This window comes from Pseudomonas sp. Cab53 (genome assembly GCF_018325965.1).
GTDB lineage: Bacteria > Pseudomonadota > Gammaproteobacteria > Pseudomonadales > Pseudomonadaceae > Aquipseudomonas > Aquipseudomonas chlororaphis_E.
In genome coordinates, this window is record NZ_AP021902.1 from 2,961,860 (window position 1) to 2,980,965 (window position 19,106).

A 19,106-nucleotide genomic window follows, 5' to 3' on the forward strand; every position below is an offset into this window, starting at 1 on the left:
AGACGGGGGGATGCCCCGAAGGGGCTGGCTCAGAGGTGTAAAGCAGCCCCAGCCGCGGCACCTGGCGCGGGTGCCTCCACGCGCACACGCAGGGCGATCAGCAGCGCCGCCAGAAACATCAGCACCGCGGCCGCGATGAACACACCGTCGATGCCGCTGAAACTGAACATCACACCACCTCCGGCAGCGCCAGCGGCGATGGCGGACTGCACCGAAGCGACGACCATCCCGCCGGCACTTTCCGCCTGGTCCGGCACCGCGCGGGCAACCCAGTTCGACCACGCGACCGGCACACCGCCGAAGGCCATGCCCCAGACAGCCAACAACACCGCCTGCCCTGGCACAGACGCTGGCAAGATGACCAGGGCCAGGGCCGCGAGCCCTACCAGCATCGGCATCAGGACCAAAACGCCACGTGGATTGCGCTCAAGCAGCCAACCGGCCAGCAAGGTGCCGATGAAGTTCGCCACACCGAAACCGAGCAGCATCAGGGACAAGCCCAGCGGCCCTACTCCCGTGGTGCTTTCCAGGAACGGCCGGATATAGGTGAACAGGGCAAAGTGGCCGCTGTGCACCAATATGCAACCCAGCATGCCCAAGGCAATGCCCGGGCGCAGCAAGACCTCGAGTACGGTGCGCAGACGTGCGGGCCGTCGCGGTGCCAGAGGCGGCAAGGTGAGTGATTGGAAGACCAGCGTCACCGTGCCCACCGCCGCTGCCGCGATGAATGCGCTGCGCCAGCCGTATAGCTCGCCCAGGTAGCTACCCAGGGGAACCGCGACCACTGTTCCTACCGCGATGCCACTGAAGATGATGGACAGTGCACGAGGCAACAGCGCCGCCGGCACCAAGCGCATCGCCACGGCCGCCGCCATGCTCCAGAAACCACCCAAGGCGATACCCAGCAAGACCCGCATCACCAGCAGGACGGCCAGGCTCGAGGAAAAAGCGACCAACAGGTTGGACGCGATCATCAACATGGAAAACCCCAGCAAAACCCAGCGCCGGTCGATGGCGCGGGTCAGGCCCGGCACCAGCAAGCCGGCGAACAACGCCACCACCGCCGTCACGGTCACCGCCTGCCCGGCGAGGGCTTCTGAAACCCCCAACTGAGTCGCCATCGGCGTCAGCAGGCTGGCCGGTAGGTATTCGGCGGTCAGCAATCCGAATACCCCCATGGCCAGCGAAAACACGGCCATCCACGCCGGTGACGTCGGCGCCTCGTCTACCACCGCGTGACGGCTGTCGAACACGGCGTCACATACACATTTAGTCATTGCAGATCTCCACATTTCATCGCGACCCGCAGTCTAGGCGCGTGAAAATGGATGATCTATGATGCAGCGTCTCTATCTTTTGACCGAAACTCCGGAATGCCCATGTCCGATCCCGTTCCCCTTTCTTCCGATCTCATTGACGAGTTGCTGCGTGGCATGCGTCTGCGCGGCGTCCAGTACCGCCGCATCCAGACCGGACCTGATTTCGGCCTGGGTTTCGCGGCCCAACCTGGCCATGCCTGGTTCCATTTCGTTGCAGTCGGCAACGCCGTGCTTCGGATGGAGGATGGAACCTGCTTCGCGTTGTCTGCAGGGAACGCCGTGTTCATCTCCCATGGCGCCGCCCATCAGTTGCTCTCCGACGTTGACGTGCCCGTCCAGGACATCGACAGCCTGGACGCCGCGTCGCTTGGGGACACCGTCTGCGCGGTGGATGTCGGCGGCGAGTCCGACACCGCCTCTCCCACGATCATTTTCAACAGCTGCATGGCGTTCGAGCTGCGCAGCATTCACGGTCTTGGCAAACTGATGCCGGGCTTGATGGTGATCGACGCCGGGGGCCAGCGTTATCCGGGGCTGATGCCGATCCTGGCAACCATGGAGCGCGAGGTCAGCGCCGCCCGCATCGGTTTTGCCGGCATCCTCGCGCGGCTGGCCGATGTGGTGACCGCCATGATCGTTCGCGGATGGGTGGAGTGCGCCTGTGGCAACGCCTCGGGATTGGTCGCGGCCCTGCGCGATCCGCGCCTGGCCCGGGCACTGCTGGCCTTGCACCAGGACCCGGGGCGCGATTGGACCGTCGCGCAACTGGCGCAGCAATGCAACACCTCGCGCTCGGCATTCGCCGAGCGCTTCCACGCCACGCTTGGCATTGCGCCCTTGCGATATGCCACAGAATTGCGGATGAGGCTGGCAAGCCAGTGGCTGACGCTTGAGCGGCTCCCGATAGAAGAAGTAGCCCAGCGGCTGGGGTACACGTCGCAGGCGGCATTCAGTCGCGCGTTCAAGCGCGTCACCGGGCAGCCGCCCGGGATGAGTCGTCAAGGGAGGCGGCTTGCGGGGGCTTGAAATGTTGGGTGATCGATATAGCCCATTGACTGTTTGCCTGAGGGCTCAGGTTGAGTCAGTGGGCGTTGTTCAGTTAATGCCCAAGTAATGAAGGGCCCCAGTGTTTCCTAATCCTGACCCCCACAGCCCGCAATTCCCTTTTACTTCGTAGTAATCAATTACATTGCTGTCGTTCTTAGCCCAGAATGCGACCGTGCAGCGTTCCTGGACGTTTCTCGTTTCGATCTGCTGCACATTCACCAGTTGCCCAGAAGAAGTGTCCATGTATGAATCGACAACCGTTTGCTGGTTGTAATTGACCCCGTTTTTATCGAATACATAAACTTTCTGCCCATACAGCTCGTGACCTGGCTTGACTGAATGCTCTGTCAGAATCAGCGAAGGATTGCCGAATTTCTTATAGGCTTCCTGGATATTTTTCCCCATGAGCTCGTTGGCAGCGGAGCGCTCAGGGGCGATGGTAGAACACCCTGTTAACAACAATGAGGTCAGCGAGAGTGCTGTGAGTAATTGTTTTTTTTGTAAAGACATTCAATAGCTCCCTGAAAAAATCAGATCAGTCCAAATGTTACAAGAACGACAATTTGCTGCTCTCGAATACAGGTGTGGTCAGAATTTGCAGGTAATGAACGCTATATTCCTGGCAGCGAGTTCGCGACGTTCGCCGTTCTCGAAGTCTAGAATGCCTATCTGGAACGAGGCTATAGCACAAACGTGCTAAGGGGCGTTTGAAAGGATGCAGCGATCACCAGACTTATCCAGCAGATCGACTATTTGAAGAAACAGGCGAATCACCCGACAAAACAAAACCTTTTGTAACCATACAAACAAGGAGGGCCCACACTTATGCCGGCCCGGCTTGCCGTTGCGGCAAGCCGATCACTTCTATGCGCCGGCCAGGTCCAGACGGCCCCCCTCTGGCTCAACCTCTCCTGCGGCCCTGAGGATTTCATCGCGACAAGCCGCGAGGATTTCATCGGCCAGCGGCGAATCGTCGGGACAGGCACGCGACAGGATAATTGCGCCCAACGAGTGAGCCATGATGGCAAGGTACTTTGCACGGGCATCGGCTAAGCCGGGCTCGTCCAGTTCCCCTGCTCCGTTGAGCAACACCGCCAACTGGGTCTCGATGCCTGCGGCAAAGGCGGCCTTGACTTCATCCTCTTTTCGAGCGGCATCAGCGCACAGGGCAGCCAAGGTGCATCCGGTCGCCCGGTCATCACGGTGCTCGCGAGACAAGTACGCGTTCACAAATTCGGGTACCGACGCCCCGGCCGTCAGCGCCGCGGATTGCGCTATACCGGAAGACGACGACTCCGCCATCAAATCGGCCTTGGATTTGAAGTGTTTGTAGAACCCGCCTTGGGTAAACCCGGCGGCAGCCATCAGTTCGGCAATACCGATGCCGTCGTAGCCGCGTTCTCGAAAAAGCGCGGAGGCGGTCTCGACGATGTGCGCCCGATTCGCCTGCGCCTGCTGCTTAGTGACTTTCATCGTTCATCCAACATGGCTTACACATGGCTGCAATATACATTGATGTCGACCGACATCAAAGTGTTGACATTTTAGAGTTCGACCATAATCATTGGAAGCACCTCCCCACCAGAAGCTGAAAGAAATGACCTCAAAAACGCTTTTCGAGCCCTATGCCCTGGGCGATCTGACGCTGGCTAACCGCATAGTGATGGCGCCGCTGACTCGCAACCGTGCCGGTGCCGGTCTGGTTCCCAACGAGCTGACAGCGACCTATTACGCGCAACGCGCCGCCGCAGGCCTGATCATTACCGAGGCCACGCAGATTTCCGCGCAGGCCCAGGGCTACCAGGACACCCCTGGGCTCTACACGGCTGAACAAATCGAGGGATGGCGCAAGGTCACGGAGGCCGTGCATGCACAAGGTGGTCGCATCTTCGTTCAACTTTGGCATGTGGGGCGTGTCTCCCACGTTGACCTGCAACCGGGCGGCGCAGCACCCGTCGCCCCTTCTGCGGTGCGCGCTCAGACCCAAACCTTTGTCAACAATGGCTTCGTCGACGTTTCAGAGCCTCGCGCTCTTGATTTGAGTGAGCTACCCGGCATCGTGAATGACTTCCGTCAGGCCGCGGCGAATGCGGTGCTCGCAGGTTTCGATGGTGTAGAGATTCACGGAGCCAACGGCTACCTGCTTGATCAGTTCATCAAAGACAGCGCCAACCAACGCACCGATGCGTACGGTGGAACAGTCGAAAACCGTGCGCGCCTTTTAATCGAAGTCGTTACCGCGGTAGCCGATGAGATCGGTGCAGGCCGCACTGGGGTGAGAGTTTCACCGGTATCGCCAGCCAACGACGTCGCCAGCAGCGATCCCCAAGCGCAATACGATTACATCGCTGACCAGCTCAGTGCCCTGGGTATTGCCTATCTGCACGTGGTCGAAGGTGCGACGGGTGGGCCGCGTGATATTGCCCCCTTCGACTACGCCTCATTGCGCCGCAGGTTCAAGCAAACCTACCTGGCCAATAACGGTTACGACCTGGAGTTCGCCAGCGCCACCCTCAACGAGGCCAAAGCGGACCTCTTTGCCTTCGGCCGGCCCTTTATCAGTAACCCGGATCTGGTTGAGCGGTTGAAAACCGGCGCGCCTCTGGCACCGTTAAACCCGGCAACACTCTACGGCGGCGGTGCACAAGGCTACACCGACTACCCGACATTCGCCGGTTGAAGCTTCGTCCTTTCTCTCTCTTGCCAGAATCTTTTAATCAGGAAATGCAAATGAACACACTTGCGACTGTCCTTATTACCGGCGCTTCAACAGGCATCGGCGCCACTTATGCCAAACGTTTTGCTCGTCGCGGGCATGACCTCGTACTGGTGGCCCGCGACAAAGTCCGCCTCGATGCCTTGGCCGCTCAGTTGCGTGGAGAGTACGGCGTTGCTGTCGAGGTGCATCAAGCCGACCTGACCGACACGGCAGACCTGGCGGCGATTGAAGCTCGTCTGCGCGAGGACGAACGTATTGGCGTGTTGATCAACAATGCGGGCGTGGCCCAATCCGGTGGGTTCGTTCAGCAGAGCGCCGAAAGTATCGAAAAGCTTATCTCACTCAATATTGTCGCCCTTACCCGCCTGGCCGCGGCGGCGGCCCCCCGTTTCGCGCAGTCAGGTGAAGGGGCGATCGTCAACCTCGGCTCGGTGGTAGGTTTGGCGCCCGAGTTCGGCATGACGGTATACGGGGCGACTAAAGCGTTTGTGCTGTTTCTCTCCCAGGGCCTGAATCTGGAGTTGTCGCCTAAGGGCGTATACGTCCAGGCCGTATTACCGGCTGCCACTCGTACAGAAATCTGGGAGCGTGCCGGGATCGATCTCAATGCAATCCCGGAAATGATGGATGTCGAGGAGTTGGTCGATGCTGCCTTGTTGGGCTTTGATCGTCGGGAACTGGTCACTATCCCGCCGCTGCATGCAGAAGCCCGATGGGAGATTCTGGACCAGGCCCGGCTAGGGTTGATATCCGATATTCGTCAAGCTAACGCCGCCGAGCGCTATCAAACCAAGGCCTGACCGGTGTCTTAGTGGCGTTCTCTTTGAGCAAATGCTCCCAACGGCTGTTGCCGTAGGGAGCATTGAGCAAACACGTACCAACCCCTGACATTCCTCAAATATCTCGGAACCAGATCAATATGAAAGCGCTGACCTTCAAACGTTATGGCAAGTCGCCTGATGTCGGGTTCACGCAGGTCACTCGCCCCACAATCAAACCCGATGAATTATTGGTTGAAGTTCACGCGGCAGGTTTGAACCCGATTGACAACATGATCCCCACAGGAACATTCAAGCCCGTCCTGAAATTCGACTTGCCCGCCACTTTGGGCAGTGACCTTGCCGGCATCGTGATAGAGGTCGGCAGCGCGGTGACTCGCTTCAAGGTGGGTGATGCCATCTTTGCCAGCCTATTTGACCTCGGAAGAGGTTCGATTGCCGAGTTTGCAGCCGTGCCGGAAAGTGCTGCAGCGGCAAAACCCGACAATTTGGATTTTGTCCAGGCAGCCGCCCTCCCCATGGTCGGCCTGACCGCCTGGCAGGCCCTGAAAGAGCGCGCCAACCTTAAAACCGGGCAGAAAGTGTTCATACCCGCTGGCTCAGGAGGAATCGGTACCTTCGCGATTCAGCTGGCCAAACATTTCGGGGCCGAGGTAGGTACGTCTACCAGCACTGGAAATGTCCAGATGGTTCGCCGTTTGGGTGCAGATGAAGTGATCGATTATAAAAAACAGGCATTTGAACAGGTGTTGAGTTCATATGACCTGGTCCTAGGCACCATCAGAGGCGATGCCGTTGAAAAGTCGGTGGGTATACTCAAGCCAGGCGGCCAGATCATTTCCCTCATCGGTCCACTGGACAAAGCCTTCGCAAAAGCGCGTTGCATGAATGTCTTCTTCACCATTGTGTTCAGCTTGATGAGTCGCAAGATCATGCAGTTGGCGAGAAAACACAATGTGAACTATTCGTTCCTGTTCGTCCGACCGGATGGGGCTCAACTCGATGAGATTGGCAACCTGATCAAAAATCGGCGCGTCCAGCCCGTCATTGACAAGGTCTTCCCTTTCGAACAAGCCCAGCAGGGCCTTGAGTACCTGGCTCAAGGGCACGCGAGGGGCAAGGTCGTCGTAAAGGTCAAATGATGGTGCGAGTGAGAGAGTCGAGGCTCATCTGAATGCCCCCCTCTCTCCAGTTGTCCCATCGTTCTCAAAAAAACCACATACAGCTCACAGAATTTTCATCCGCTTTGGCCAACTCTGTAATGGCTGGCAAAGGGCCAGCTCCGCAAGGCGTTACGTAACGCGCCACTGGAGCCAAACATGAATCTGAGATCCCTCAATATCGCGCGCAGAGCTGCATTCTGCTTCGGTGCAATCACGTTGCTGCTGATCGGGCTGGGAGGATTCTCCTACGTTCAAATCGACCACTTGCGTGCTGCGGAACAAAACATAGAAGAGAATTCGCTGCCCAGCGTTCAAGTGGTCGATGACATCCAAATAGCGCTTCTACACGCACGCCTCGAAAGCATCCGGATGCTCGCCAGCACAGATCCCTCAGTCAAAAGCGCGTCGCAAGCCAAAGTGCGACAAGCCATGGATACGTTGCAGTCGCGCAGTGAGTTCTATCGGCAGAACCTGATCTCCGACGAAAAGGACCACGCCAAGTTCGATGACGCTCACAGCGCGATGAACACCTACATCGAGGGGTTGAAGCAAGTCATTGAAATGGACACCGCTGACCATGACAAAGCGGTTGCTTTCGCCAACTCGGAGCAGGCCAATCGCGCCAGCGCTTATCAGGAAAAGCTGACGCTGATGCGTGAGCTCAATACCAAAGCGGCGGAACAGTCGGGCGCCATGGCGACGGCCGTGTACAACCATAGCGTCAACGTCCTGCTGATCGTCGTGGTCGTCGCGCTGGTACTGACGGTAATCCTCGCTATCGCCTTGACCCGCAGCATTGTCGAGCCGATCAACACATCGCTGAAACTGGCTGAAGACATTGCCGAAGGCGACCTCACCCGGCAGCTTGAAGTCACCGGGAAGGATGAAGCGTCCCGCTTGATGCAGGCGCTGAACGTCATGTCGCAGAGGCTGCGGCGAACGGTCCTGGAAATCGCCGGTGCGTCTACGCAACTGAGCACCGCTGCCGTCGAAATGACGTCCATCACTGAAGACGCTGACCGAACCTTGCAACAACAGAACAGCGAGATCGAACAAGCCGCCACGGCCGTCAACGAGATGAGCGCGGCGGTTGAAGAAGTGGCCCGCAACGCGACGTCCACCTCCCAGGCCGCGCAACAATCGAGTCTGTCGGCAGACCTGGGCAACGAACGTGTCACTGAAACCCTGGCGGCCATGCGCAGCCTGACGAGCCTGGTGGAAGGCTCATCCGCGCAGGTGCTGGCCCTGGCCGGTCAGGCCCAGGACATCAGCAAAGTGCTGAGCGTGATCAGGGGCATCGCCGAGCAGACCAATCTTCTGGCCCTCAACGCCGCCATCGAAGCGGCGCGAGCCGGCGAACAAGGTCGAGGCTTCGCAGTGGTAGCCGACGAAGTGCGGGCCTTGGCACACCGTACGCAAACCTCCACCCAGGAAATCGAACAGATGATCTCGGCGATACAGGCCGGCTCTTCTGCCACCGTGGAGTCGATGCAAAAGAGCACCCAGGAGGTGCACAGCACCCGGAAAACGGCGGAAGACGCCGGGCAATCCTTGCAACAGATCACCCATGCGGTACTGGAAATCAATGAACGCAACCTGCAAATCGCCACGGCGTCCGAGCAACAGGCGCATGTGGCGCGGGATGTGGATCGAAGCCTGGTGAGCATTCGCGATCTGGCAGCGCAAAGCAGCGAGGGCACCCGTCAAACGCTCATCGCCAGCAACGAGCTGTCGCACCTCGCTGTGAACCTGAACAATCTGGTGCTGCGTTTCAAGACCTGACTGTCCTAGCGTGGTGACGTTCAGCGTCCGAACACTTAAGCTGTCTGGCAGACAACGTTCAAGGAATGCACATGTCAGTTGATTTCCACCACCTGCTGCTCGTCTTCACAGCCTACATTGTCGGTGCGGCCAGCCCCGGTCCGAGCAATATGCGGATCATGGGGGTGGCCATGCATCAGGGCCGGCAGCCGGCGCTGATGCTCGCCGCCGGGGTCATCAGTGGTTCTTTTTTCTGGGGATCGATGGCCGCTACCGGCGTGTCGGCCATCCTGACCCAGTTCGCGCAGGCGCTCTTCGCGCTCAAGCTGATCGGTGGGCTTTACCTGCTGTTCCTTGCCGTCAAGGCTGGGCGCTCTGCCCTGACGCCCGATGAGCGGCTGGAAAAGGAATTGGCGGCCGCACCAGCGGTGTCGGGTTTCGATCTCTATCGGCGCGGCTTGCTGATGCACCTGACCAACCCGAAGGCCTTGCTGGGTTGGATGGCGACAATGACGCTGGGACTGGGGCCGCAGTCCACGCCTGAAACGGTGGTGATCATCCTGGCGGGCTGTGCCGTGCTGAGCATCACCATTTTCTGTGGCTATGCGGTCGTTTTCTCCACGGCACCGATGATTCGGGGCTATCGCCGGGCACGTCGCTGGATCGAAGGCACGCTTGGACTGGTGTTTGGCGCGGCAGGCCTGAAATTGTTGTTTTCTCGCCCGTGATTCAAGGCCAGCCCTCGCGGCTGGCCATGGTTTTTGACCTACGTTCGAAAGCCGTCCACCCACTGCTTGAGCCGCGTGGCTTGTCGCTCAAGGTCGTCACACGCCTGCAGCGTGGCCTGGAGGTTTTGCACGCCTTCCTCGTTGAGGGTCTTGATCTGGGTGATGTCCACGTTCAACGAATCAATGACCGACGTCTGTTCCTCCGTTGCAGCCGCCACCGACTGATTGATCCCGTCGATTTGGCCAATGCCATCCGTCACGCTGCTCAACCGCTCGCCAGCCTGGTAGGCGATCATCACGCCATCCTTACTGTAGCGCTCGCTTTCGCTCATGGTCTGAACCGCTGCACGTGCGCCTACCTGAAGCTCTTCGATCATCGTATGGATTTCCTGGGCTGACGTCTGGGTGCGATAGGCCAGGCTGCGCACTTCGTCCGCTACCACGGCAAAACCACGCCCCGCCTCGCCCGCCCGCGCCGCCTCAATCGCGGCATTGAGCGCCAGCAGGTTGGTCTGTTCGGAAATGCCTTTGATGACTTCAAGGATCCGTCCGATGTTCTCCGTCTTGCCATTCAGCGCTTCTATATTGCTGCACGACAGGCGGATCTTTCCGGACAACTCGTCCATGGCATGGATCGTCCGGGTCACGATCTGTCGCCCGCCTTCAGCCTGAACACGGGCATCCGACGCCTGGTGAGACGCAATCCCCGCATTGCGTGCAATTTCCTGGGCGGCCGCCCCCAGCTCGTTTATCGCCGCCGCGATGCTGTGGGTGCGATTGGCCTGTTCGTCCGAGTTCGCCATGGAAGCGCTGGAGGTCTGCATCACGCGCCTGGCCACCTCATTGACATGTGTGGTGGCAGAAGAGACTTCTCGTATCGAGTGCTGGATACGCTCCACGAATAGATTGAAGTCGCCGGCCAGGGTTCCGAACTCATCCTTGGAGTGCACATCCAGTCGACGGGTAAGGTCGCCCTCCCCCTGGGCGATATCCCGCATGGCTTTGCCCATCAGCCTCAAGGGCTGCATCAGCACGCGAATCAGGATGCCCAGCAGGAGCAGCGTGAGTGCCACGGCGATGACCATGGCCAGAATCGCCGAGGCGCGAAAATCGCCCAGCGCCTCATAGGCTTTGTCCTTGTCGATGGACAAGCCGACGTACCAGTTCACCGAAGGCAACCCCTTGATCGCCGAAAACATCAGGATCCGAGGTTTTCCTTCCTGTTCTGTCTCACTGATGTGCGTACTGAGTGTCGGCGTCTTCTGGGGATAGATATCGCTCAGCTGTTTCATCACCTGACCCTTGTCCGGGTGAACCAATACCTTGCCATCAGCGTTGACCAGGAAGGCATAGCCGATGCCGCCTAGATCGAGTGAGCTGACGATGTTGGCCATGGTTTCGAGCGTCAGGTCGCCGCCTACCACCCCAAGCGCCTGACCGCCATGGCTGACCGGCGTGGCGATGGTCATCATCAGTTGCCCCGTCGTTACATCCAGGTAGGGCTCGGTCAAGGTGGTTCCCCCGGCAGCCATCGCGTCGATGTACCAGGGACGCGTGCGCGGGTCGTAGTCAGCGGGCAAATCGTCCTTGGGGCGAATGGCGAAACCGCCGTCGCGACGGCCCAGATAAGTGAAGGTGAATGTCGACAGCAATGATTTCTGCTCCAGCAGCCGTGTGACGCTCTCCGGTGCGGGATCGTTGGCTAGCGTCTGGGCAACATGATCAACCAGCAGTAGGCGCCCCGAAAGCCAGGCCTGCACGCTAGCGGCGGTGATCTGGCTCATTTCTTCCAAGTGGTTTTCCAGGTTCGTGCGGATGGTTCTGCGCTGGATCGAGTCGTTGTACAGCGTAAAGAGGGAAAATGCCGCGACCACCACGAGCGATGCCGCAAGCAAGACCTTATGACTGAACTTCAGGTTGGCAATCATCATGTTGTATCCGAAGGCCGAGAGTGTTGTCGTTGTTATTCGGTGCCCAAGATGCGTCGATGAGTGCTTGATGACGGCCACACCGTGGTAGGCCGTCAGCCTCTCGAATGCCCGCAGACTCGTATGCCTAAGGTTTTTAGCGTTTCACTTCAACCCATTGGACAAGAATTGCTGCAGGCGCTCGCTTCGAGGGTTATCCAGGATTTCAGGCCCGCCCTGCTCTTCCACGAGCCCCTGGTGGAGAAACAGCAACTGGTTGGAGACCTTTCGCGCAAAGCCCATTTCATGGGTCACCATGATCATCGTCCGGCCCTCTTCAGCCAGCCCCTGGATGACTTTCAACACCTCGCCCACGACCTCGGGGTCGAGTGCCGATGTGGGCTCGTCGAACAACATGACCTCAGGTTCCATGGCGAGGGCCCGGGCGATCGCCACCCGTTGTTGCTGCCCTCCGGAAAGAAATGCCGGGAACTGATCGGCGACCCGGGCCGGCAGTCCGACTTTCTCCAGGTACCGGCGGGCCCGCTCTTGCGCGTCTTTCTTGCTGACCCCCAGCACCCGCCGCGGGGCAATGGTGATGTTGTCCAGCACGGTCATGTGCCCCCACAGGTTGAAATGCTGGAACACCATGGCCAGGCGCGTGCGCAGTTGTTGCAGTTCGCGATCGTCCTGCACCTGCAAGCCCGCCGGGCCCTTGATCATGCGGATCGGCTTGCCGTCCAGGCTCATGGTTCCGTCATTGGGGGTTTCGAGAAAGTTGATACAGCGCAGGAACGTGCTCTTTCCCGAACCACTGGCGCCGATCAAGCTGATGACATCACCCGTCTTGGCTTGCAGGGAAACGCCCTTGAGCACTTCATGGTTACCGTAGTGTTTGTACAGACCTTCAACCGTCAATTTGTACATGTTCGCAATCATCCTCTAACGCGGATTGGGATTGGCCCTATCGGGCTCAGTGAGTCGGCCCTAAAAAAGCCAGCCAATGACGTTCGGCCATTCTGAACACGCCAACCAATGCAAAAGTCACCGCCAGGTAAATCGCTGCAGCCATCCCAAACGATTGAAAGGTCAGGAAAGTCGCCGAGTTTGCATCACGGGCGACTTTGAGAATGTCTGGCACCGTTGCGGTGAAGGCCACGGTTGTCGAATGAAGCATCAGGATCACTTCGTTGCTGTAGTACGGCAGTGAACGACGCAAGGCGCACGGCATGATCACGAATGCATAGAGTTTCCAACCTGAGAGGCCATACGCTTTTGCCGCTTCAATTTCTCCATGGGGGATGTTGCGAATGGCGCCGGCGAATATCTCCGTGGTGTAGGCGCAGGTGTTAAGGGCGAAGGCCAGAATGGTGCAGTTCATCGCGTCACGGAAAAACGCGTCCAGCAGTGGCTGGGACCGTATGGCCGCCAGGCTATAGACCCCGGTGTAGCAGATCAGCAGTTGGATATAGAGCGGCGTACCCCTGAACAGGTAGGTGTAGAACTGCACCGGCCAACGTACGTAGAACCTGGGCGATACACGAGCGATGGACAGAGGGATCGAGGCGATAAAGCCAATGAGCAATGAAGCGCTGAGCAGCCACAATGTCATGGCCAGGCCGGTCACCTGCTGGCCATCGCTGTAGACGAAAGGCTTCCAGTACTCTTGCAGTAACTCGATCATCGTACCGCCTCCCGTGAACCCGCCGCGTAGTGCCTTTCGAGAATGCGCAGGATGACATTGGAAACGCTGGTGATGACCAGGTACGTGAGGGCGGCCAGCACCAGGAAAAAGAACAGCTGATAAGTACTCTTTCCCGCATCCTGGGCCGCTTTCACCAAGTCAGCCAGGCCGATGATCGAGACCAGTGCTGTGGCTTTAAGGATCACCATCCAGTTATTGCCAAGTCCCGGTAGGGCGAACCGCATCATTTGCGGGAACACTACGAAGCGAAAGCGCTGCGCACGACTCAAGCCATAGGCTGTCGCCGCTTCGACCTGCCCACGGGGTACCGCCAGCATGGCACCGCGAAAAGTTTCGGTGAAATAAGCGCCGTAGATAAACCCGAGGGTGATGATCCCGGCGACGAAGGGATTGATTTCGATGTACTCCCAATCCAGCGCCCCTGTGATGACGGTCAGCCAGGTTTGCAGGCTGTAGAAAATCAGCAGCATCAGGACCAGGTCCGGGACCCCACGGATCAGTGTGGTGTAGAGCTGCGCCGGCAAACGCAGCAGCTTGAGGCCGGAAAGCTTGGCGCCGGCCCCCATCAGCCCGAGCAATACGCTGAGCGCCAAGGAAGACAGGGACAACTTGACGGTCATCCAGGCGCCGTCCAGCAGCAAGGGGCCGAACCCCTGCAAACTGAATGCGGAGAGCCCGAGTGCGCCTAACAGTGTTTCGAACATGATCAACAACCTATCGCGAGGAACGCCCATCCGGCGGACGGGCGCCGGGTGGTTATTTGCCGCTGTAAAGATTCAGGTCGCCAAAATGCTGCTTTTGGATCGAATCGTAGGTGCCGTCTTCATGCAGGGCCTGGATCGCCTTGTCCAGCATGGCCTTGAGTGCTGAGTTGCCTTTGACGATGCCGATAGCCGTCTTGGATGGCAGGTAAGGGCTCTCCACGGGCGGGCTCATTTCGTAATCGGCGCCCTGGGGCGAGTTGATAAAGCCCAACTGTGCTTGCAGCGTATCCTGCAGGGAGGCGTCCAGCCGTCCTGCTACCAGGTCGTAATACACCTGGTCCTGATTTTGATAGGACTGGATTTTTACGCCTGCCTTGTCCAGCACAGCCTTGGCGTAGGCTTCCTGGATGCTGCCTTGAAAGTAGCCCACCCGCTTGCCTTTGAGTGACGCGACGTCCGCGCTCAGCCCTGAACCTTTCTTGAACACATAGGACGTGAACCCGGAGAACAGTTCGCTGGAAAAATCGATGGCTTTTTCCCGGGTGGGTGTCACGGTCATGGAAGACAGGATGCCGTCGAACTTGCCGGCCCTGAGACCTGGAATCAAACCATCAAAATCGCTTTCCACCCAGATGCACTTGACTGAGAGCTTTGCGCAGATCGCGTTACCCAAGTCAATATCGAAGCCTTTAAGGCTGCCATCAGCAGCCTTGGACTCAAACGGCGCGTAGTTGGCATCCACGCCGAAACGCAGGGTGGAGTATTCTTTGGCCGAAGCGCTGCCTGCACACACAGCCAGGCATATCAAAAAAGAAAGTTTCTTTAGCGAGATCATACGTAATTCCCTAGATATTGTAGTTGGATTAAGGGCAGTGAACAGCGGACAACCTGACAGCGAGCAGCACATTGTTAGTAGGGCACTTCAGTGCTTCAATTCAAACGTTACCTGACTGCGACGACTTTACGAATATGGCAAAGTGAACGTAATTACGAGCAAAATGCTCGCGTTTCAGGCAGACACCAGTTTCATCAACAACAGCCCGCCGACGATCAGGACTGCCGCCAGGATCCGTAGCAGCGTGACGGGCTCCCCCATGAAAAAGATGCCCGCAGCGAAGGCGCCGACCGCACCGATACCGGTCCAGATCATGTAAGCGGTGCCCAGCGGCAAGCTCTTCATCGAAAACGACAGCAGCGCGAAACTGGTGATGACCGTGATGAATGTGATGACCGAGGGAACTAACCGCGTAAACCCCTCGGATTGTTTCATCGAAAAAGCCCAGACCACTTCCAATAAACCGGCAATGAACAAACTGACCCAAGCCATGAATAATTCCCAAGCCAATGGCAAACCCCGTCGTTCGCTTGAGCGACAACTACTAGGCTGACCTTGTTAAAAAGACCCCCGCGAGCACGGGGGTAAAAGACGGGTTGACCAAACCCTGTTACATGCCAACAGTCGTTACATCACTTGAACGTTGCGTCCAACGCGAATGTGATGTCCTTGATCAAGTCTTCTGGATCTTCCAGGCCCACCGAAAAACGCAAGTGACCATACTTGCGAAACTCCTCGGGATACTTGTCAAAGCCGCCCCGCCCTTCTGCCCCCACATGCACGATCAGCGATTCGTCATGTCCCAGTGAAACGGCCGAGGTGATAATGCGCAGGTTCGAAACAAAGCGGTTCTGGGTGTCAGGGTCGCCCTCTACCGCAAAAGCCATTACCGCCCCATAGCCCTTGCCCTCGAATTGCCGGCGTGCCAACTCGTGTTGCGGGTGGGACGGCAAGCCTGGGTAGTAGACGTAGGCAATCCGATCATCGTTGTCCAGGAATTGAGCCAGCTTTTCGGCGGTGCTCAACAGTTGCTTGAGGCGCAATGGCAACGTGACGGAGCCGCGCATGATCATCCAGGCATTGAACGGCGAAATAGTCGCGCCCAGGTCAACCAACGCATCATTCTTAATCTTGTTGATCAACTGATGGGAGCCGATCACTACCCCACCCATGGCATCGCCATGGCCGTTGATGTACTTGGTCAATGAATGAACGACGAAGTCGACACCGTGCTCGCTCGCCCGAAAAAATGGCGGAGGCGTGAACGTGGCGTCCACCGAGATGAGTGCGCCGTGCGCATGGGCAATGTCGGCCAATGCCGCAATGTCCGCCACCTTGGTGGTGGGATTGGCGATGGTTTCAGTATGGATCAACCGGGTGTTGGGCCGAATGGCCCCACGAACCGATTCCAGGTCACCGACATCCACGAACGTTGCTTCAATGCCGTAGCGCTCAGGCAGAAGCTCGGCGAAAAGCTTCCAGACCGCCTGGTAGGTAATGTCACTGACAATCACATGATCGCCACTTTTCAAGAACGAGAAAAACACCGAGTGCAACGCCGCGACACCGGTGGCGAACACCACGGCGTTTTCACAGCCCTCAAGGGCGGCCAGTTTTTTCTCCAGGCAGACCTGGTTGTGGCCTTGGTTGCGGGTGTACACGAGACCATCGGGGCTCGACCAGTCCATGGTCGCCGGGTCCTCCGGCAACAGGTAGGAGTTGGCCATGACCAATGGCGTGCGGACCGCGCCGCTGGTGGCATCGGCGACATTCCCGCCGTGAACGGCCAATGTCGCTGCAGACAGGGTCGAGAGATTGTGCTTGTCGGGGCGCATGTCGATTCCTTTATTGTTGTGTGTCGTGCTCAAGCCGAAGAGCGGCCTAGCGGCCACCGGCATCGTTGATGCAAACCACCTTGGGCTGCGTCATGTCTTCATAGGCGAAACGTACGCCCTCACGGCCCATGCTGCCGTACTTGAACCCTCCAAACGGCATTGCATCGAAGCGATAGTCGGAAGAGTCATTAATCATCACGCCACCGGCTTCAAGTCGCTTGGCAGCGGTCATCGCCACATTCAGATTGCTGGTGAAAATCCCGGCATGCAGGCTGTACTCGGGTTCGTTGGCCAGCGCCAACGCCTCATCCAAAGACGCGACGCGCTGCAGGATGACCACCGGGCTGAATACCTCTTCGCACCACAACCGGCATTGGCGGTCGACGCCCTCCAGCACCGTGGGCGAGTAAAGTGAGGCCCTGCGCGTGTTGCCGAACAACAGGGTGGCACCTTGGGCAATGGCGTCATTGACCACCTCTTCGGTGCGCTTGGCAGATGCCTCGGTGATCATCGGCCCGACATCGGTTTGCTCATCGGCCGGGTTGCCCACGATCAGCTCTCGGGTCTTTTCGACGAAGCGTGTTTTGAAAGCTTCATAGAGTGGGGCCTCGATGAGGATTCGCTGGGTCCCTATGCAGTTTTGACCGGCGGCCCAGAAAGCCCCCGATACGCAAGCATCGACCGTCTCAGTCAGTGCACAATCGGCCATTACGATGACCGGTGCGTTGCCCCCGAGGTCCATGGCCAGTTTCTTCAGGCCGGCGGTACGCGAGATCTGCTCACCGGTGACAAAGCCCCCCGTGAACGACACCATGCGCACGGCGCGATGGGCGACCAAGGCCTTGGCCAGCGCGGCGCCACCGGTAGCGACCGTCACCACGACCCGCGGCAGGCCCGCGTCGACAAGGCATTCCACCAGCTTGATCGCCGATAACGGCGTGAGCTCCGACGGCTTGAGAACAACTGCATTGCCACCGGCAATGGCGGGCCCCAGTTTATGTGCGACCAGGTTCAGCGGGTCGTTGTAGGGCGTGATTGCAAGAATTACCCCCAGTGGTTCGCGAGTGAACCAGCCCTGGCGCGATTCGGAGCCGACATAAGCGTCGAAAGGTACGACTTCACCGGCATTGCGCTTGGCTTCTTCGGCTGACAGCTTCAACGTGTTGACGCAGCGCAGCACTTCTTTTCGTGCCTGTTTCAGGGTCTTGCCTGACTCCGCGACGATGAGTTGGGCAAAAGCGTCCTTGTCACGCTCGACCGCATGCGCGGCCTTTTCCAGGATGCTCGCGCGTTCATGGCGGGCAAGGTTTTTGGCCACTGAAGCACCCAGGAGAGCCGTGTCGACAATCGTAGTGGCCGAGGAGGCAGGCATGTCCGTCACTTCTCCCACGGTGCTGCCGTCGAACGGGTTGAACACCGTTATGGCCTTGTAATCAGCAGCGAGCGAAAGACTCAAGCTATTCATGATGACTTACCTGACGCTGTCTTGTGGTTGTGGATGCTCACGATATCGGCGAGCAAGGCGAAGGCGGTTTCAACACGACCGGCCCCCGCCCCCACCACCGTGACGGGACCCAGAAGGGTCGTGGCGAAGGTGATTGCGTTGGTGGCGCCACTGACAGCACTGAGCGCATCATCGGCGGGCAGTAACTGGGGGCTCACGGAAGCTGAAATCGAGCCGTCGGCCTGTTTTTCCGCGCTGCCGATCAATTTCCAACGGGCATTCACCTTGGCCGCCTCAGCGATGTTCCCGGCGGTGATCTGCGAGATGCCTTTGCACACAACATCGTTAGGCTTGAGCTGGGCGCCCAACAGTTCGTTGGCCAGGATGGCAACCTTCAGGCGCACATCGTGCCCTTCCACATCGGCTGTTGGGTCGGCTTCGGCATAACCCAGCGCCTGGGCCTGAGCGACCGCACCGCAAAAGTCCAACCCGTTTTCCATGCTGGAGAGCACGAAGTTGGACGTACCGTTGAGGATCCCCTTGAACCCAGTGATTTGCGAGCCGGCGAGTAACTCCTTGGCCAATCGGATGACCGGGGTTCCGCTCATGACAGCCCCTTCGAACTCGAACCGGGCACCGGTACTTTGAGCCAATGCTTTCAAGCTTTGCGCATGAAGCGCCACGGGGCCTTTATTCGTGGTCACGACGCTGACGCCTTTTTCCAGGGACCAGCGGCAGAACGTGGTGGCAGGCTCCCCGTCCACAGGATTGGTGAAGGTTGCCTCAGCGACAATGTCCGCACCCGAAAAGCGGATCACGGTTTCGTTTGCCGGTTCGGCGTTACCACCTGGCAACGTGGCGAAACTGCCTTTGACAGCCGGCACGGCAGCCAACGCCTGTGCATCCAGGCCGTCTTTGTCGATGATCGAACCCAGGTAAAGGTCGCTGACACCGACAACCTTCAACGTGAAGCCCAGTTCATCTGCCCAACGTGAGTTCCTATCGGCAATAAGTTGAGTCAAGGCGCGATTAACGCCACCAAAGCCAAGCAAGGCTACTTTATATTCAGTCACGACAGGGTTCTCATTGTTATGATGTGGTGCTGAAATGGTAATCCAGTGATTTAACTTTACGAATATGGCAAATAGAACGTTGTCGCG

18 protein-coding genes are annotated in these 19,106 nt (G+C 58.4%); 6 read left to right on the forward strand and 12 right to left on the reverse strand.

All coding sequences use genetic code 11. The annotated features are described in order from the left end of the window. Window positions 1-29: 29 nt before the first annotated feature. Entirely contained in the window at window positions 30-1,277 is a 1,248-nt protein-coding gene (locus tag KI241_RS12915; protein ID WP_047738533.1) for an MFS transporter, read from the reverse strand. A gap of 96 nt (window positions 1,278-1,373) precedes the next feature. On the opposite strand from KI241_RS12915, the gene KI241_RS12920 reads away from it, so the two are divergent. Next, window positions 1,374-2,345, forward strand: coding sequence for an AraC family transcriptional regulator (locus tag KI241_RS12920; RefSeq protein ID WP_212803802.1), 972 nt, complete (start codon window positions 1,374-1,376; stop codon window positions 2,343-2,345). Between the two features lie 69 nt (window positions 2,346-2,414). Here KI241_RS12920 and KI241_RS12925 read toward each other — a convergent pair whose 3' ends face one another. Together KI241_RS12925 and KI241_RS12930 are read right to left on the reverse strand one after the other, a co-directional pair. Further along, window positions 2,415-2,876, reverse strand: a complete 462-nt coding sequence (locus KI241_RS12925) for a hypothetical protein (RefSeq protein ID WP_212803803.1) — start codon at window positions 2,874-2,876, stop codon at window positions 2,415-2,417. Between the two features lie 354 nt (window positions 2,877-3,230). After that, window positions 3,231-3,839 (reverse strand): TetR family transcriptional regulator, encoded by a 609-nt coding sequence (locus KI241_RS12930; RefSeq protein WP_042729679.1) that lies wholly within the window; start codon window positions 3,837-3,839, stop codon window positions 3,231-3,233. Window positions 3,840-3,963: 124 nt separating this feature from the next. Between KI241_RS12930 and KI241_RS12935 the strand changes: the two genes are divergently transcribed. The 5 genes from KI241_RS12935 (at window position 3,964) to KI241_RS12955 (ending at window position 9,516) form a co-directional block, all read left to right on the forward strand. Further along, window positions 3,964-5,046, forward strand: a complete 1,083-nt coding sequence (locus KI241_RS12935) for an alkene reductase (protein WP_212803804.1) — start codon at window positions 3,964-3,966, stop codon at window positions 5,044-5,046. Window positions 5,047-5,096: 50 nt separating this feature from the next. Then, window positions 5,097-5,885 (forward strand): SDR family oxidoreductase, encoded by a 789-nt coding sequence (locus KI241_RS12940; protein WP_042729681.1) that lies wholly within the window; start codon window positions 5,097-5,099, stop codon window positions 5,883-5,885. Between the two features lie 119 nt (window positions 5,886-6,004). Beyond that, a complete protein-coding gene (locus KI241_RS12945; RefSeq protein ID WP_047738539.1) occupies window positions 6,005-7,006 on the forward strand; it encodes an NADP-dependent oxidoreductase in 1,002 nt (333 codons plus the stop codon). Between the two features lie 177 nt (window positions 7,007-7,183). Continuing rightward, window positions 7,184-8,809: a methyl-accepting chemotaxis protein gene (locus KI241_RS12950; RefSeq protein WP_212803805.1), complete on the forward strand. Its 1,626-nt coding sequence runs from the start codon at window positions 7,184-7,186 to the stop codon at window positions 8,807-8,809. A 71-nt stretch (window positions 8,810-8,880) separates the two neighbouring features. Then, window positions 8,881-9,516: a LysE family translocator gene (locus KI241_RS12955; RefSeq protein WP_047738541.1), complete on the forward strand. Its 636-nt coding sequence runs from the start codon at window positions 8,881-8,883 to the stop codon at window positions 9,514-9,516. A gap of 38 nt (window positions 9,517-9,554) precedes the next feature. Here the strand turns inward: KI241_RS12955 and KI241_RS12960 are convergent, their stop codons facing one another. The 9 genes from KI241_RS12960 to KI241_RS13000 all read right to left on the reverse strand — a co-directional run bounded on the left by KI241_RS12960 (window position 9,555) and on the right by KI241_RS13000 (window position 19,019). Further along, entirely contained in the window at window positions 9,555-11,444 is a 1,890-nt protein-coding gene (locus KI241_RS12960; protein WP_042729686.1) for a methyl-accepting chemotaxis protein, read from the reverse strand. A gap of 144 nt (window positions 11,445-11,588) precedes the next feature. Further along, a complete protein-coding gene (locus KI241_RS12965; RefSeq protein WP_047738544.1) occupies window positions 11,589-12,350 on the reverse strand; it encodes an ATP-binding cassette domain-containing protein in 762 nt (253 codons plus the stop codon). Window positions 12,351-12,396: 46 nt separating this feature from the next. After that, complete coding sequence (locus KI241_RS12970) at window positions 12,397-13,107, reverse strand: ABC transporter permease (RefSeq protein WP_042731168.1); 711 nt, start codon at window positions 13,105-13,107, stop codon at window positions 12,397-12,399. Then, window positions 13,104-13,832 (reverse strand): ABC transporter permease, encoded by a 729-nt coding sequence (locus KI241_RS12975; protein ID WP_042731169.1) that lies wholly within the window; start codon window positions 13,830-13,832, stop codon window positions 13,104-13,106. Before KI241_RS12975 ends, KI241_RS12970 begins: the two co-directional genes overlap by 4 nt. Before the next feature lie 52 nt (window positions 13,833-13,884). Further along, window positions 13,885-14,667, reverse strand: a complete 783-nt coding sequence (locus KI241_RS12980) for a transporter substrate-binding domain-containing protein (protein WP_212803806.1) — start codon at window positions 14,665-14,667, stop codon at window positions 13,885-13,887. Between the two features lie 174 nt (window positions 14,668-14,841). After that, window positions 14,842-15,159, reverse strand: a complete 318-nt coding sequence (locus KI241_RS12985) for a multidrug efflux SMR transporter (protein ID WP_042731166.1) — start codon at window positions 15,157-15,159, stop codon at window positions 14,842-14,844. Window positions 15,160-15,299: 140 nt separating this feature from the next. Next, a complete protein-coding gene (locus KI241_RS12990; RefSeq protein ID WP_244868276.1) occupies window positions 15,300-16,565 on the reverse strand; it encodes an aminotransferase class I/II-fold pyridoxal phosphate-dependent enzyme in 1,266 nt (421 codons plus the stop codon). After that, window positions 16,549-17,967 (reverse strand): aldehyde dehydrogenase family protein, encoded by a 1,419-nt coding sequence (locus KI241_RS12995; RefSeq protein ID WP_042731164.1) that lies wholly within the window; start codon window positions 17,965-17,967, stop codon window positions 16,549-16,551. Before KI241_RS12995 ends, KI241_RS12990 begins: the two co-directional genes overlap by 17 nt. Further along, window positions 17,964-19,019, reverse strand: coding sequence for a homoserine dehydrogenase (locus KI241_RS13000; RefSeq protein WP_042731163.1), 1,056 nt, complete (start codon window positions 19,017-19,019; stop codon window positions 17,964-17,966). Before KI241_RS13000 ends, KI241_RS12995 begins: the two co-directional genes overlap by 4 nt. Window positions 19,020-19,106 lie beyond the last annotated feature (87 nt).